This is a genomic window from Helicobacter pylori (assembly GCF_009689985.1).
GTDB lineage: Bacteria > Campylobacterota > Campylobacteria > Campylobacterales > Helicobacteraceae > Helicobacter > Helicobacter pylori_CG.
The window spans coordinates 113,621-129,321 of the sequence record NZ_QBAW01000004.1; the positions used below are offsets into that span (position 1 = coordinate 113,621).

Sequence of the window (15,701 nt, forward strand, 5' to 3'; positions counted from 1 at the left end):
TTTAAGGTTTCAAATACACGGTGGTTGATTGGGTGTCTTTAAAATATTCATTGGCCACACGCACCAAATCGCTCACTTTTAAATCCAAAAATTGTTGCTGATAATCCGTCAAGCCTTGAATATCGTTTTGCACTAAATAGTCCGCAAAAAGCCCCGCAACATCGCTAGAACTTTCTAAATTAGAAATAAAGTCAGCTTTTTGATTGATTTTGAGCTTGTCTAACTCAGCTTGAGTGATTTCGCCTTTTTTAAGCTTTTCTAAAAGTGCTACGATTTCTTTTTGTAAGGCTTCGGCTTTGACATTAGGATTACCCCCCGCAATGAATAAAAACACGCTTTCATCTTGTAATTGCATGTTATGCGAGAAGGCTTGAGAAGCCAGGCGTTTTTTATCCACCAATTCGCTTTGTAACCATGAGCTTTTACCTTCGCCTAAAAGCCTGCTTAGCGCATCTAGGGCGACTTGATCTTTATGCTTGAAAGCAGGCACTTTATACCCTAACGCTACCCATTCTAAATGGACCCCATCTTTATGCACGACTGCCGTTCTGGCTCCATCTTGTTTAGGCTCTTTCATGTAGGGGGTGGGGATAGATTTTCCATCAAGGTTTTTTAAGGATTCAAAATGCTTTTTACTCAATTCAAAAACCTTTTGAGAATTGACATCGCCTACCACCAAAATGATAGCGTTTTTAGGCTGATAGTAGAGCGAATGGAATTTTTTAATGTCTTTTAAAGTCCAGTTTTGAATATCGTCCATAAAACCAATGGGCGTCCAATGGTAGGGGTGATAGACATAAGCGGTGTTGAAAAAGCGGAAATAAAGCATGCCGATAGGGGAATTATCGGTGCGCCATCGCCTTTCTTCAGCGACCACTTGACGCTCAGGCGAAAACTCATCTTCTTTTAAATTCAAAGAACCCATGGTTTCAGCGAACAATTCTAAAGACTTGTCTAAGTTAGCCTGACTGGTTTTAATGAAATAGCGTGTAATATCAAAGCTCGTAGAAGCGTTACTCACGCCCCCAAAACGCTTAACGATCTTGTCAAATTCGCCGGCTTTAAGGTTTTTAGTGCTTTTAAAATTCAAATGCTCTAACATGTGAGCGATCCCGCTCTTGCCCATGACTTCGTTTCTAGAGCCGACTTTATAAAGCACATCCACTTCTATAACCCCGGTTTTATTTTCTAGGGGGACGCTTACGACTTGCAACCCGTTTTTTAAGGTAACGCTCTCATGTTTGGGTAAGTAAGATTGTGCGTGCATGCTCGCTCCTAAAGTGACTAACAAGACAGAACTAAGCCTCAAAAGTCTTTTAACAGAAAAATATTTCATCTTAAATCCGCTCCTATAGCCTCTTTAACGCTCAAAAATCCATCTTTTTGGAGTAATTTTACCAAATCTTTAAGAATATTTTGGCATAAATTTGGCCCATTGTAAATAAAAGCGCTATAAATTTGTAACAGACTCGCTCCCATTTTAATCCTTTCATAAGCATCTTTGGCATCGCTAATCCCCCCCACAGAAACAAGAACGCTTTTATTAAAAAAAGCTTTAGCCAATTCTTTAAAGATTTCACGGCTTTTTTTAGTCAAGCATTTCCCGCTCAAGCCCCCCATTTCTTTAGGAGTGAACACTAGGCTTTTATCAATCGTGGTGTTAGTCGCAATAATCCCATGCGCTCCTGATTCAATAGCGCTATTGACAACCTCTAACATGTCGTTTATCTCTAAATCCGGGGCGATTTTTAAAAATAAAGGCTTATGAGTCATTTCTTTAGCCATACAAAAAAGCTCATTCACAAACGCTTTGTTTTGTAAATCCCTTAAATTAGGGGTGTTGGGCGAAGAAAGGTTGAAGGTGTAATAATCGCCAATGTTTAAACATTTATTTAAAACCGCCTTGTAATCTTCTAGGGCATGCGCTTGCTCTATGTGTTTGTTTTTGCCTAAATTGATGCCAATAGGGGTTTTATAAGGGGCGAAGCGATTGAACGATCTCGCTGCTAAAATTGCCCCATGATTATTAAACCCCATCGCATTTTGTAGGGACTCTTCTTCAATGTGCCTGAAAAGCCTGGGTCTTTCATTCCCGCTTTGTGCGGTATTAGTCAATGTGCCTGCTTCCAAATAGCCAAACCCAAAAGCAATTAACGCCCTAAGCATGGAAGCGTTTTTATCAAAACCGGCGGCCAAGCCTAAGGGGTTAGGGAAATTTAAGCCTAAAATTTCATTTTCAAGCTTTGGGTTTTTATAACCCCATTGAGAATGGATTAAACTACACAAAAAGCTCGATTTAGAAAGCGTTCTTAAAATTTGACAAACTTTTTCATGCGCGTCTTCAGCGTCCAGGCTAAAAAGATATTTTTTTACTAACGAATAAAGCATTTAAATCCTTGTCTTTTATGATTTGAACGATAACCTTTAAAAGGTTTTAAGGGCTTGTTTTTCAAAATAATCCTGTGAATTTAAAGGATCGTTAGGGTTTGAAATTTTAGCGTAACGGCCTTTAGAATCTAACTCGTAGCGTTTTAGGGTGTCTTTGAGTTGGATTTCTAAAATATGCAACAATTTATTGGCGATCTTGGGGTTTGTGGCCGGGATAAGCAATTCTACGCGCCTTTCTAAATTTCTGGGCATTAAATCAGCGCTAGAAAAATAAATATTTTCATGTTTAAAATAATAAATGCGTGCATGTTCTAAATATTTCCCCACGATAGAATACACCCTGATATTTTCGCTCAAGCCCTTGACTTGGGGCTTTAAACAGCAAATCCCCCTGATAATGAGATCAATTTTAACCCCCTTTTGAGAGGCTTGATAGAGCCATTCAATGATTTCGCTATCCACTAGGGCGTTGGCTTTTAAGATGATATAGCCTTCTTGTTGGTAATTCATTTCATTTTGAATGAGTTCAATGATTTTAGGCTTGATCTGTTTGGGTGCCATAAAAAGCGTTTCTAATGCGTTGCTAGTGGCACTGCTAGTCAGCAAGGAATGGAAAAGCTTGATAATATCGTTAGCGATTTCATTTTTAGCGCTAAAAAAACTCACATCGGTATAGATTTTAGCGCTCAAAGGGTTGTAATTGCCCGTGCTTAAATGGGTGAAATGGCGTAATTGGTTGTCCGTTTTTTTAGTGATCACGAGCATTTTAGCATGCACTTTGAGTTTGAAAACGCCATGAACGACTAACGCGCCCGCCCTTTCTAAAGCTTTTGCCCAATGCAGATTGCTTTCTTCATCAAAGCGCGCTTTTAATTCCACTAAAACGCTCACTTGAATCTTGCTCGCCGCTTCAATCAAAGCTTTGACAATGGGGGAATGCTTGCCCACACGATAAAGCGTCATTTTGATAGAAAGGGTGGTCGGATCGCTAGCGGCTTGCTCTATTAAATCGATCACAGGCTCAAAACTTTCATAAGGATGGAACAGCAACAGATCTTGTTTTTCTATGGATTTGAAAAGATCGTTTTCATTGAAATAAGGGTGGATTTTGGGCGTGAAATTGGGCGATTTGAGCGCTTTAAAATCGCTGTGATTGACTAACTCCCACAAATCCCCTAAATTGAGCATGATCGTGCTTTTATAGGCATGCATGCCGGTGAGTTTGTGCTTTTTGTAAGAGTGGGTTTGAAAACTCCTTAAAGACGCTAAAAGGGTTTTTAAAAGCTCTTGACTCCCTTTTTGGGTTTGCAAGCGCACGATTTCGCCTTGATTTCGTTTTCTCAAACTCTTACTCATCAAATCCGCATAATCATGCGCTTCATCTTCAGTGATAGCAATATCCGCATCGCAAGTTACCCTAAACGCCATGCAATCTAAAATCTCATGCTCTAAAAACAATTCTTCTAAATGCGCTTCTACGATTTCTTCAGCCAACACAAACAAGCCTTTTTCTAGCTCTACAAAACGGAAGATAAAAGAGGGGAGTTTGATGAGCGCATAGGAGACGCTTTGGGTTTCTTTGTCTTTGATGTGGGCAAAAAGCGCGAAAGTCAAATTCGCTAAAGGCGGGAAGGTGTGCGAAGAATCCAACTTAAAAGGCAAGACTAACGCATAAAGCTGCTCTTTAAAATAGGTTTTAGCCTTCGCTTTTTGCTCTAAATTCAATTCATTATAGGGGGTGATACAAAGCCCTTTTTTAAAGAGTAGGGCTTGGATTTTTTGAAATTCTAACTCCCTTTCTTCAATTTCATGCGCTAAATAATGCTTGATTTTTTCTAGTTGCTCTTCAGGGCTTGCGCCATCAATGCCTTTAGAAGCGATTTTATGCTCATAGAGTTGTTTAAGCCCTGCCACTCTTATCATGTAAAATTCGTCTAAATTCGTGTCATAAATGGCTAAAAATTTCAAGCGCTCTAATAAAGGCAAGCTCTCATCTTTGGCTTCATTCAAAACCCTTGTGTTAAAAGCTAACCATGAAAGCTCTCGGTTAAAGAAACGATTCAATAGAAATCCTTTCAATCATCATGTTTAAAAATTGATTTTGTTTGGTGTGATTATATAATGAAATGATAATCATTGAAGCTTTTTTAAAAAGTCATGGTCGGAGTAGCGGGATTCAAACCCACGACCTCACCCACCCCAAGGGTGCGCGCTAATCAGGCTGCGCCATACTCCGCAATCAAAAAGGGGTATTCTAATATAAGTTTTCTTAGTTATTGTTTAAAAACTCTTTTTTGTAAAACTTCATTTTTTGAATAAAACTTCATTTAACCCTAAAAGATCGCTTAAAATTTTTTCAGCGTTTTTTGGGTTGATTTATTCTATAATAAACGGACGCAAGTAGTAATCTCTTGGTTTTCTCTTTGGTTGCGGTATCTGGAGTATGTTAGGGTTGGGGGTAACAGTGGGCGGTTACCTCGAAAGGAGATAACCTAACATGAGATTACTATTAGTAATCATAGTTTTAATGGCACTCGCAACGCCATTATACTAAAATTTTGGCTCTAGCGCAAGAGTGCTAGGGTCAAATCTATGGTTACTAGCGGATTTGACTCAAACTTTTAATTTTTTGAAACTTCTTTTTCTTTAAAAAATTTCTTTTGATGACAAAACTTCTCTTTCTTGTAACTAAAGGGTTTTTACCCCTTAAAAAAGTTTTGTTCTAAAATTTTTCATTGGGGTTTGACTTGTTGTTTTAAGAGTAGGGGGAGCAGAAAGTCTCTGAGCGCGGTTAGGGTTTGGGTTTCAATGATGTTATTAGATATTTTTTCATAGAGTGGTTTAGTTATTTTAGAATAATTATCTAATAACTCTTTATTTGGTATAAGAATGAGAATATAGTCTAGTGCCTCAATGTTGATAGCTTTTTGTGTAGCACCGGTCGCTAGATTATTTTTTCTTGTTTCAAAAGGGGAGTATTTAATCGTGGAAGCTATGTATTCAAAAGTATATTTTTGACATTGTAAGCCACAAAAACCTGTTGATAATATGCTTTCTTTTATCCATGATTGCATGTGTTGGTTTAAAAATAAGTGTTTTTTAGTGTTTTTCATTTTGGCAAACCATACTGAATAGATAGCGGGTTGCATGTTGGCTCTATTAGGGCGTTTGTTATAGCTAACTTTAAGTCCTTGATTAAGAGATAGGGTTTCTTGTATATGTTTTGTTTCATAATACACTTTTTGTTTAAAGGGGGTTACTCCCGTTTTGATTGTGTTACATAGGGGATTATCCCCTAGCGTTTTGACTTCAAAATTGTTAGGGATAAGGCGGTTTAATTCTTTAGAAAATTTCATTTTTCCGCCGCTAGTTTGGTAGGGTTTGTTGTTTTCATCTAAAAAATCAAAACGCACGAAGTATTGCTCATAAAGAAGCTCTAGGATTTTGTGTAAAAGCTCGTTGATTTTATGGTTGTTTTCTATTTTTTGATCTAAGACAGAAAGCGTGCGGGCGATTTTTTGTTGTTCGTAATAAGTGGGGGGTATCTTAACTTGGAATAGTCCTAACGCTGGCTTTGAAATACCCTTAAAAGTAGTGCCAACTCCCATGTTAGAGATGTTATGCTTATGGTGTTTTAATAAGTAGTATAAAAATTCAAAATAAATTTTTTTATTAGGGACTAGTCCCATAAGACCTCTATCTGTGCAACTTCTTTTAGAAATAATAGCGGTATAACCTATGGGAGCTCTTACGGAAAATAAAATGGCATGTTTTGGAAGTAACACACAAGAACATGATTTAAACCCTAATCGTGAAATGTTGCGGCTGCCTTTTTTAATGTAGCGCCCTTGTAAAGTGGATAAATCTTTAGCTGTTATCCAACGAATTTTGTTTCCATAATTTTTAGGGTTATTGGTAGGTGGGGTAGAGCCTCCAAATATTTTTACTAAATCTTTTAAACAAAATGTTTGCCACTCACTCAAACCTAACCCCTTTTAAAGTTTCTAAAATCTCTTGTTGCAAGCTCTGGCTTTCATCAAAAAGGCTCGCTAGTTCGCTTGAATATTGTTGCATCAAGTTTTCAAACTCCGCTTGGCTTATTTTCTCGCTTGTGTCTTCTATGGTGAAATACTGCCCGGGGTTTAGAGAATAATTTTTTTCTGTGATTTCATCAAAAGAAACCAGAGCGCAAAAATACGCTTTGGGGGTTTTGTTGTTAAAAGTTTCTAAAATCAAATCCATATCGCTTGTTCTTAAGCGCGTTTTTTTGTTTTTGTTTTCGGTGTATTCTTCGCCGAGTTTGGAAGCGTCAATCAAGATCACTTCCTTTGCGCTTGGCGTTTTTTGAAAAAAGATGATGCTCACGTTAGTGCCGGTGTTGGCAAAAACCTGACTGGGCATGCAAATTACCCCATAAACGAGCCTTTCATCTACTAAATGCCGGATAATCTTATTTTCTACCCCACTTTTAGCGCTAATGAATCCGGTCGGCACGATTATAGCCCCCTTACCCTTATTATTAAGCATGTTCAAGCAATGCTGGAAAAAGAGCGTGTAAATGGGCATTTTGCTTTTATCGTTTTTAGGGATATTAGGCACGCCTAAGAAAAAATCGTTTTTGTTTTGCGAAATCTCGGCATGCTCGTTGGAAAAATCCAGCTTGAAAGGGGGATTACTCACGATGAAATCCATTTTGATTTCATTCCCTTTATCGTCTTTAGAATGGTAGGGGTTAGTCAAGGTGTTTCCCTCAATGGCGTATCTTAAAGAGTGGGTCAAGTCGTTTAAAATCAGGTTGAGTTTGAGCATTCTTAAGGATTTTTGCGAAATGTCTTGGGCATAAAGGGTGCAAGAATTGGTGCCTATTTGGTGGGCTAGCGCCATTAAAAGCGTTCCTGTGCCAGCGCTTGGATCATAGATTTTGACGCTTTGAGTGGGTTCGCTCACTAAAAGCTTGGCAATGATGCTAGCGATGCTTAAAGGGGTGTAGTATTCGGCGTATGTCTCTCCGCCGGCTTTATTGTAATCTTTGATTAAGTATTCAAAAATGGGGGCGAAAAAGTCATAGCCTTGTTGGTTTTGTAAATTTAAAAAAGCTTGTTTGAAATTAAACTTTTTGAGTTTGTCTAGTAAAACTTTGGTAAAATTAGCCCTTTTGGATTCTTCATTAATGTATTGTGAGACGCTTTCAAATAGGGCGATAGTGGTTTTATCCGTGCTTTTGGTGTTAAAAAGCTCGGCATTATTGCTAGAAATACGATTAAAAATAGCATCTAGTTTAAGGTGTAAATCGTTATCGTTAAAATGTTTTTCAAAAAGATAGCTTAAAAGCTCATCATAAGAGAGTTTGGGGAGTTTTTTATCGCTTAAGGTAAGGAAAAAATCTTCTTTTTCTTCCTTTTTAAAGTCTTTGTAATCTCGTATCGTTTTGTTGGGGTATTCTTGTTCAAAAAGGAATTCAAACTTATCGCATAAGAATTTATACAAAAAGCATTGCGTGATGATCTTGTATTCGTTGCCGTCGTTCCTTAAACCAAAACTCGTGCAAATGACTTTTAAATCGTCAATGAGGCTTAGGGTGTCTTGTTTGATTTGCAATAAAGCGTTATTAGGCATGTAAATTTCCTTGATTATAATTTTTTGGGAGTTCGTTAAAAAGGGTTTGAGTAATAAATTCTGTTTCTTTTTGTAAATCTTTTAAGGAGGGGTTTTTGTTGAAAGTGTCCCTTAATTCTACTTTTATGGCAGTTTTTAGGGTGGTTTCTTCGTTTAAGATTTCTTGACGCTTAAAAATACGCACATCAAGAGCTTTTTTTAAGGCGCTTAAAAGCGTAAAAATTCCCTTAGAAATGTTTTCTTCCATAAGGCGATCATGAAGGCGTTTATGCGTGATCACATAAGCTCGATCATTATTGTATTTATTTAACAGGTTGGTGGTTTGCTCCTTATGTTGTTTTAGTTGTGAAATGATCGCGCTATAAGAATGAGAAATTCCATCAAAATTATGATTGGTTAGGGGTTCTTGGAGCAATTTTGAAAGCTCTTTAGAAATCTTTTGAACTTCTTTGTCTTGTTTATCTGGGATTTTTTCTAAAATCTCTTTAGCTTGCTTGTATTTAGCGCTAATCTCTTCTTTTTCTTTGAAGCGTAATTCTTTGCTTTCTTTAAACTCTATTTTAAAGTCTAAAAGAGCGATGAGGTCTTCTAAAACGATTAAATCGTTTGGGTTTTTAGGCTCATTGATATTTTTTAACGCATGGAGGTGTTTGGCTTTTTTATTAAGCATTGAAGAGATTTTGCTGATCTTTTCAATATCCATTTTTTCTTTTAAGGAAAGGATTTTTTCATCGTTAGAAGTGTGGATTAAATTGTAGCGCTCTTTGAGCGTGTTAATGGCGTGTGAGACTTTTAAAAGCTCGTTCATTCCGCTAATATCAACAATGGCGCTAGTCATGGCCTCTATATCGTCAATGGGGTAATTAAAAAGATCATCATAGGCGTTTTTAATGTCTTTTTCTAAAATATTGCGATCCGCAAACATGTCTTTGAGATTATCTTTGATATTAGAATCGCTTTGATTGAATCGGTTTAACTCTTTCAAATAATCATCAGTCGTTTTGTCGTAATTTTCTTTAATCCCTACAAAATCTATAAGGTAGCCAAAAGACATGTTTTTATAGGAGCGATTCACTCTGGCTAGGGCTTGGAGCAAATTGTGATCTTTTAATTCTCTGTGGATATAAAGGCGTTTGAGATTGGGTAAATCAAAGCCGGTTAAAAGCATGTTAAACACAAAAACTATATCCGTATTTTCATGTTTGAAAGAATAAATCTTTTCTTTGACTTCTTGTTCGTCATGCAAAATCAGGCTGGATTGGAGTTTTTTTAAAATTTTCAGGTTAGGGTTTTCTTGTAAGACTTTTTCTTGGACTTCATTAAAAAGACAATTAGCTAATTTGGCTTGTGTGCTTGAAAAACAAATTACCATAGCCTTTAAATTTTCATCAGCCTTTAAATTTTCATCATTATTTACACGCCTGAAAAACAATAAATCTCTGATGATATAAAAGAGCATTTCTTCAATGTATCTTTCATGATTAAAAATCGTTTCTTTTTTAACCTCTATGTCTTCAATAGTGATGCTTTCTTGTAAAAGGCGATAGATTTCTTGTAGTTTTTCTTTGTAGCTCTTTTCAATGATTTCTAATTGGAGTTTTAGGGTGTGTCTGTCTTTAATGGATTCTGTATAAGAATAGGTGTGCAAGTAGTTGCCAAAAGTGTTTTTAGTGGCTTTATCTTGCGCGTTGTCTTCTAATAGGGGCGTGCCTGTGAGGGCGATTTTGATTGCTGTTTTGTCGCATTCTATCAAATTAGCGTAAAAACAGCCTTTAGGGTCATAGCTTCTGTGGGCTTCATCTATGATAAACACCCTTTGTAAATCATGGTTATCTTTTGCCGCTTCTTGTAATTCTGTTTTAGAAATAATTTCTTTAGGAACGCTAGAAGGGTCTTCATTGGGGGCTTTTTCTTCATTGGGGGATTTGAATTTTTGGATATTCACAACGATGATTTCATCATTCCCTTGAGGGCCATCAAAAACGCTAGAGTTTTTTAATTTTTGGCTCAAATCCTCTTTATTTTCTGCCTCATGCACACAAAGGCCTCTTTTTAAAAACTCGCTTTTGGCTTGTTCTAATAAATCCAGTCTGTCCACAATAAAATAAAATTTAGTCTTTTTGTTCAGGTTGGATCGGCTAAAAAAGTCTCTGATGAGTTTGGTTAAATGGTAGGTTAAGGCGGTTTTACCGCTGCCTTGCGTGTGCCAGATGATGCCTTTTAGGGGGTCTTTTGGGTTGCTTTCATAATGCTTTTGCAATTCTTTTAAAACATTCAAGCTCGCAAACATCTGCGCGTAACGCCAAAGGTGTTTTTTAAACTCTGATTTTTCTTTTAAGAAACTAATGCCGTATTTTAGGATAAAGCAAAGCCTTTTGTGAGAGCAAAACGAAGTTAAAAGGGAGTTTGTGGGGGTGTCTTTGGAGCTTTCTAGGGTGTCGGTATCTTTGAGATTAAATTCGTTTAAGACGCGTTTTTGGATTTCTTCAAGCGATTTGTGATTTTGATGGTTTTGATCATTTTCGGGGGGGGGGGGTAATATCTAGCCTATCAGCTTCAATAAAGCGTTGGAAAATGGGCGAATAAGAAGCGCTATAAAAGACGCCTTGATCGGGGTTGTTTTCATCATAGGGCAAGTTATCGCTAAAAAGCCAGATTTGCGCAAGGTTATAAAAAACTTTATTTTCAGGGTTTTTGTAGCGTTGGATATGGCGATCTTTTTCCTCTTTAATGCCTTGTCCGGCTAAAGGCTGTTTAACTTCTATACTCACCAAAGGCAAGCCATTGATAAAAAGGGTGATGTCAGGCCTAAAGGATTTATAGGGTAATTCAGCCATCATTTCATAAAGATTGTTGCTAGGGTTATCAAAGTCTATGATTTGATGCTCGCTTTTGAGCAAGTATTCATAAAAGCTTTTGCCCAAATCATCGTAATTTAAGCGTTTTTTCATTTCAGCAAGAACATCTTTTGCGTTTTTATTGGGGTTCAATCGCTCAAAGGATTGAGTGAAACTATCTATTAAGATATTAGTGGCGGTGTCTAGGTTAGGCTTATTTTTTTGAGGAATAAAGTTATAGCCCAACTTGGCTAAATGCATTAAGGCAGGGACTTGAACCCTTGTGATTTCATTGTATGGCATGCACACCCCTTTGATTTAAGGTTGTTATTATAGTGTAAAAATAAAAATCATGGTTGTTTGAGCTGCCTTTTCAACAACAAACAAGCTTTTTTAAGGAATTGTTTTAAGGTGTTTTGAGAGTGGTTGATAAAATTTGTAAGCTCATTTTCTTTAAGATGCAATGAAACGATTAAGACGCTTTGTAAAATATGAGCGATACTCCCTTCAAATAAAATGCCTATGGTGGGGGTTTTAGCGCTGGCTGTTTGGCAAAACCCACTCAAGCTATCCACCCATTCAAATATTTCTTGCTTGGTTTTACAAGGCGTGTTTAAAAGCGTGAAAAAATCCTCTTTAAAATTCATAAGATTTTTTTGTAAATTGTTTAAATCCTTAGCATGGTTATTGGGGGGATTAAACATGCTTTTAATGCGAGCGATAGCGTCTTGTTTGTTGATTTGTTTCAATTTCACTTGAGAGCGATTGAGACTAACGGCATGCTTGATTTTCGCCCCATAGCTTAAATTATAGACTTTTTTAGGCTGGTAATGATGAAGGGCTTCTTCAATCCTTTCTTTAGAGAGCAAAAAGAGCGAGTCGCTAAAAGTTTCATAACCTTTAAAATTGCCCTCTATGCTGATTAAAGATGAAGTGTCAATTTCTTTTTCGTTTTCATAATAGGAATTTTTAGCGTGCTTTTTAAACCCTTTGATATAAGCGCAATCTAAAGCGCACAAATAGATTTCATCGCTCATCAAACCCGCTAAAGCCACCCCAGCATTGCCCACAAAAGGCGCTGCGTATTCTATACTTAAAGGGCTTATATACGCGCAAGCGCTCCCCCCACGCATAAACATTAACGCTTCTTTGGCTATATTAAAAGCGTTAGGATTGAGCATGTTAGCCCCCATTAAGGGGGTGTCTTCTAGGGGGGCTTTTTCTAAAACCTCTTTAAGATAGTCTATGCGCTCCACTTCTATTTGAAAATCCACTTTGATGCCATGCGTTTTTAAAGGCTTTAAAGCGGTTCCGCATGAAAAAATAATGAAATGATCTTCATTTTCTTTTAAAAAATCCAACAATAAATCCAGGCTTGGCCCGTTACCCACCACGCAAATGGGGGCGTTAATCTTTTTAGGTTTGGTTTTTAGAGTGTGGTATAAGGGTAAGTTTTTAAGCGTGTTTTTTAATCCTAGCAATTCATCTTCAAAACTCCCCCAACCCCTTAAAGCTTGTTTGTAATAGCTTTGAATGGTTTCTCGCATGCGTGAATTAAAAGCGCTTTTATAGGGCATGATTTCTAGCTTTAAAAAAGAATGCGTGATAGGGCGTTTCAAAAAATCCATTTTTAATTCATTGGGGTTAAAAAACCCTTGAATAAAGAGTTTAGCCCCTTTTGTAATCAAATCTTCATAACGCGCAAAATAACAGCTGATTTTAAACAAATCTAAATTTTCTTCAAACAAATAAAGCGAATGGAAGCGGTAATTTTGAGCCTGTAAAATGGCCAAAAACAAGCCGTCTAAGACGCCATAAATCATGGTAGGGGGTAAGAATTTTTTTAAAGAGCAAGGCGTTTGATAATCATCTAAAAAGTTTGAGATTGCATGCGTGGCTTTAAGGGTTAGGGGGAGTTTGGGGTTGTTTTGAGTTTTTAAATAATTTAAAGAGAGGTGGTTATTGTCTAATGACCATCTGGGATTATTCAGGGGGTTAGAAGCCATGTTAAAAGCGATTTCTACCATTTGATTTTTAGGGTAGCTTAAAGCGTTTGTGGGTGTGTGTAAGAGATTGAAGTGGTTTTTTTCAAAAAGCAATTGGTAATTTTTAAAAGGCGTATTGAGAGCGTTAAAAAGATGGGGATTATAAGATTTGAAAAAAACTAAATTATCCCTAAAACGCTTTAAAATTTCTTTTTCTAAAAAAGGCGCATCAAAAGATTCTAGGGCCTTTAAAAAGGGCATTCAATAGCCTTTTTCATAAGACCCATTAGGAGTTTTTTAAATCATTTTCTAAGAGTTGGGAAGCGAGAGCGATCTTTTTTAACGAGATAAAATCTTGTTCGCTGTAGCGTTTGTTGTCATTCATTTTATGGTAGTAGAGAGCGCTCAAATCCAAAGCTTTTTCCTCTAAATCTTGCTTGGTTATATTAGTTTGGATTTCAAAAAGATTTTTTGCTTCTTCTAAAGACATAGGGATTTCTATTGCATTGAAGCGTTCAAAATTATCATAAAGCTCGTTAAAATCCTGATTGTCTATCTGCAAAAACGCCCCCACATCTAAAAACAATTCTTTTTCTTTGCTATCCAAAATCCCATCAGCATAGGCTAATAACATGAGAAATTCCACTAATTTCAGGCGTTTGGCGTATTCCCCATGCGTGTGGTCGGCGATTTCTTGGCATAAGGATTCAAAATTTTCTTTTTTATCCACAGGCTCATTGAGAAGCTCTTTGGCTAAATTTTGCTGTTCGCTGTTTAAGGGCTGCTCTAATTCATTGATAAAAAGCGTTCTTAAGGCGTTATCCAAAGCGTTTTTTTGAATGTCTAAAAACTTTAAAAGACGCATATACGCGCCTATTTGGGTTTGCTTGAATTTGTCTAGGGGGCTAGATTGCACCAACAAATAGGGGTCGTTTTTCAAGTCGTATTCTTCGGTTTTGGTTTTAGGGTTTAGGGGGTTTTTCAAATATTCTTTGAGGGTGTTGTAAAAATAAAACAACACAACCGCCGCAACAATTAATAAAATGATTTCCATTTTTTTCCTTTATGAGTATTTTTTCATTTGTTCTTTAAGGTCTTGTTTTTGCCTGCTCTCTCGCTCTTTTTTGGCTTGATAAAGACGCATTTGCTCTTCTTTTTGCTTGTCTTGTAAGATCATTTTCCTCTCATGGTTTTTTTTAAGCCGTTCTATGTATTCTTCTCGTTTTTCTGGGTCTTGGAAACTCACAGGGCGGATGAAAAAAACAAACAAAATCAATAAAAAAATCCCTATAGCGATAATCTCAGAGCCTTCGCCATTGAAAGCATACCAAAGCCCCCCCATCAAAGAAGCGAGCGTGAGTTTTAAAAAAGCGTTCATTTTAAATGAAAGTAAACTTATGATAATGCGCATCAAGCCCTAAAGCTTGCGTGTCTTTTTCCCCCATAGCCATTAGCGCGATTTGAGGTAAAAATAAAGTGGGGGTGTTGTCATTATCTCTTTTATAAATCTTTGAAGCTTTTAAGCTTAAATTTTCAAAAGCGTAAAAAAGCCCTAAAGAATGCACGATTAAAAAATCCGCCCCTAAATCAATCCCTAAATAGCGTAAATGCGCGCACTGGAGTAAGCCGCTTGCTTCATTGACTTCTAAAAGGGGGGCGTAATTTTGAAAAGACTCTAAAAAATGGGGGGCTTTTAAACGGATTTTATTGAAAAAATGATCGCTTTGTTTGATGCGAGAAAATTCAGCCCCTAAAAACGCATCAAAAGGGCTTTTCAATTCCCATGCCAAAAATTCATTAACCCACTCATTAAGATAGACTACCTCAACGCCTTTTTCATAAACAAGCTGGTATTTTTTCAATTTTTCATTAATGGAGTCAATGATTTCAGGGTTGTTGTCTAAAACTTCTTTAGCATGCAAGATATTCAAATACGCATCTTCTTCGCAAAAAATGAGCGAAACGCCATTGGCTTTGGCTAGAGCCAGATTATACGCAGAAGCCGTGAGAAAATCATTTGTGCTTATAATTTTCCCATAATAGCCTCCATCATAACAAAAAGGCAGATCAATGACTTTTTGCCCCATTTTTTCTAAATAGAGCTTAGCGCTTTTTAGAAGCGATTGCGCGTTTAAATGCTTCGCATAAGCGTTAAAGAGCGTGCAAGTTTTAGGGGGGTTAGGCGTTTTAGGGGGGTTAGAGTTGTATTGAAAAAGGCTTAAAAGGTTTTTAGAAAAATCTTTCCATGGCTTGATTTTGGAATTGGTTAGGATTTCTTGCAATTCATAGATTTCATGGTCAATGTTATCATCATTTTTATAGAGATAATGCGCCACGCTTAAAAAATTCATCACGCCGCTTTCAGGCTGAGAAATCATCTCTAATAACCGGTTGCGCTCTGTGGGGTAGCGCTTCATCAGCCATTTAACATACAAGAAAAAGCCATCGCCTAGATATTTAGGGTTTGTTTGGGGGTTGATAAAATTGATTTGGATAAACTTTTCTAATTCTTCTTTTTCGCCTTTAGTGATGTAGGGGACTTGTTTGAAAAAATCTTCATAGTTTTTTAAAACCGCCTTTTCATCAATCACCAAATCTTTTAAAGCGTATCGTTTGGATAGGGGATCTAGCACCCATTCTTTAGAAAAAAACGCCACCAAATCGCTCACTTTAGCGTCTTCAAACACCGCAATTTGATTGATTTTAAGCGCGATATTTTCATTATAGCTCACGCCTTTGAGTTGTCTTAAAAGATCCAAAAGGTATTGATCTTCTTGGTATTCTAAAAAATAAGACTCATAAGCGGGGTTGTAATCTTTGTTGGTTTCAAAACGAAAGACTTTTACATGCAATTTCAAAACGCTCATCAATCAGT

11 protein-coding genes and 1 tRNA gene are annotated in these 15,701 nt (G+C 36.9%); all 12 read right to left on the reverse strand.

Annotation, left to right across the window (positions count from 1 at the left end; genetic code table 11):
- Nucleotide 1: 1 nt before the first annotated feature.
- Entirely contained in the window at nt 2-1,336 is a 1,335-nt protein-coding gene (gene pqqE, locus DBU79_RS04370) for a zinc protease PqqE (protein ID WP_154411653.1), read from the reverse strand.
- Nucleotides 1,333-2,388 (reverse strand): quinone-dependent dihydroorotate dehydrogenase, encoded by a 1,056-nt coding sequence (locus tag DBU79_RS04375; protein ID WP_154411654.1) that lies wholly within the window; start codon nt 2,386-2,388, stop codon nt 1,333-1,335. The genes pqqE and DBU79_RS04375 overlap by 4 nt, the downstream gene beginning before the upstream one ends.
- 36 nt (nt 2,389-2,424) lie before the next feature.
- Entirely contained in the window at nt 2,425-4,452 is a 2,028-nt protein-coding gene (locus DBU79_RS04380; RefSeq protein ID WP_154411655.1) for an RNA degradosome polyphosphate kinase, read from the reverse strand.
- A 94-nt stretch (nt 4,453-4,546) separates the two neighbouring features.
- Nucleotides 4,547-4,624, reverse strand: a tRNA-Pro gene (locus DBU79_RS04385).
- Nucleotides 4,625-5,120: 496 nt separating this feature from the next.
- Nucleotides 5,121-6,371 (reverse strand): restriction endonuclease subunit S, encoded by a 1,251-nt coding sequence (locus DBU79_RS04390; protein ID WP_154411656.1) that lies wholly within the window; start codon nt 6,369-6,371, stop codon nt 5,121-5,123.
- Complete coding sequence (locus DBU79_RS04395) at nt 6,364-8,004, reverse strand: N-6 DNA methylase (RefSeq protein ID WP_154411657.1); 1,641 nt, start codon at nt 8,002-8,004, stop codon at nt 6,364-6,366. Before DBU79_RS04395 ends, DBU79_RS04390 begins: the two co-directional genes overlap by 8 nt.
- Entirely contained in the window at nt 7,997-10,294 is a 2,298-nt protein-coding gene (locus DBU79_RS04400) for a DEAD/DEAH box helicase family protein (protein WP_229764010.1), read from the reverse strand. Before DBU79_RS04400 ends, DBU79_RS04395 begins: the two co-directional genes overlap by 8 nt.
- A 226-nt stretch (nt 10,295-10,520) precedes the next feature.
- Complete coding sequence (locus DBU79_RS07920; protein ID WP_326731197.1) at nt 10,521-11,144, reverse strand: type I restriction endonuclease; 624 nt, start codon at nt 11,142-11,144, stop codon at nt 10,521-10,523.
- A 47-nt stretch (nt 11,145-11,191) separates the two neighbouring features.
- Nucleotides 11,192-13,087: a motility associated factor glycosyltransferase family protein gene (locus DBU79_RS04405; RefSeq protein ID WP_154411658.1), complete on the reverse strand. Its 1,896-nt coding sequence runs from the start codon at nt 13,085-13,087 to the stop codon at nt 11,192-11,194.
- 25 nt (nt 13,088-13,112) lie between these two features.
- Nucleotides 13,113-13,880 (reverse strand): TerB family tellurite resistance protein, encoded by a 768-nt coding sequence (locus DBU79_RS04410; RefSeq protein ID WP_154411659.1) that lies wholly within the window; start codon nt 13,878-13,880, stop codon nt 13,113-13,115.
- A 9-nt stretch (nt 13,881-13,889) separates the two neighbouring features.
- Nucleotides 13,890-14,204: a hypothetical protein gene (locus DBU79_RS04415; protein WP_001870736.1), complete on the reverse strand. Its 315-nt coding sequence runs from the start codon at nt 14,202-14,204 to the stop codon at nt 13,890-13,892.
- A 1-nt stretch (nt 14,205) separates the two neighbouring features.
- Complete coding sequence (locus DBU79_RS04420; protein WP_154411660.1) at nt 14,206-15,693, reverse strand: DUF5644 domain-containing protein; 1,488 nt, start codon at nt 15,691-15,693, stop codon at nt 14,206-14,208.
- Nucleotides 15,694-15,701: the final 8 nt, after the last annotated feature.

Coding starts and splice junctions, on each gene's coding strand:
- pqqE (WP_154411653.1), bottom strand. CDS start 1,336: ATGAAATATTTTTCTGTTAAAAGACTTTTGAGGCTTAGTTCTGTCTTG.
- DBU79_RS04375 (WP_154411654.1), bottom strand. CDS start 2,388: ATGCTTTATTCGTTAGTAAAAAAATATCTTTTTAGCCTGGACGCTGAA.
- DBU79_RS04395 (WP_154411657.1), bottom strand. CDS start 8,004: ATGCCTAATAACGCTTTATTGCAAATCAAACAAGACACCCTAAGCCTC.
- DBU79_RS04400 (WP_229764010.1), bottom strand. CDS start 10,294: ATGTTTGCGAGCTTGAATGTTTTAAAAGAATTGCAAAAGCATTATGAA.
- DBU79_RS07920 (WP_326731197.1), bottom strand. CDS start 11,144: ATGCCATACAATGAAATCACAAGGGTTCAAGTCCCTGCCTTAATGCAT.
- DBU79_RS04405 (WP_154411658.1), bottom strand. CDS start 13,087: ATGCCCTTTTTAAAGGCCCTAGAATCTTTTGATGCGCCTTTTTTAGAA.
- DBU79_RS04410 (WP_154411659.1), bottom strand. CDS start 13,880: ATGGAAATCATTTTATTAATTGTTGCGGCGGTTGTGTTGTTTTATTTT.
- DBU79_RS04415 (WP_001870736.1), bottom strand. CDS start 14,204: ATGAACGCTTTTTTAAAACTCACGCTCGCTTCTTTGATGGGGGGGCTT.
- DBU79_RS04420 (WP_154411660.1), bottom strand. CDS start 15,693: ATGAGCGTTTTGAAATTGCATGTAAAAGTCTTTCGTTTTGAAACCAAC.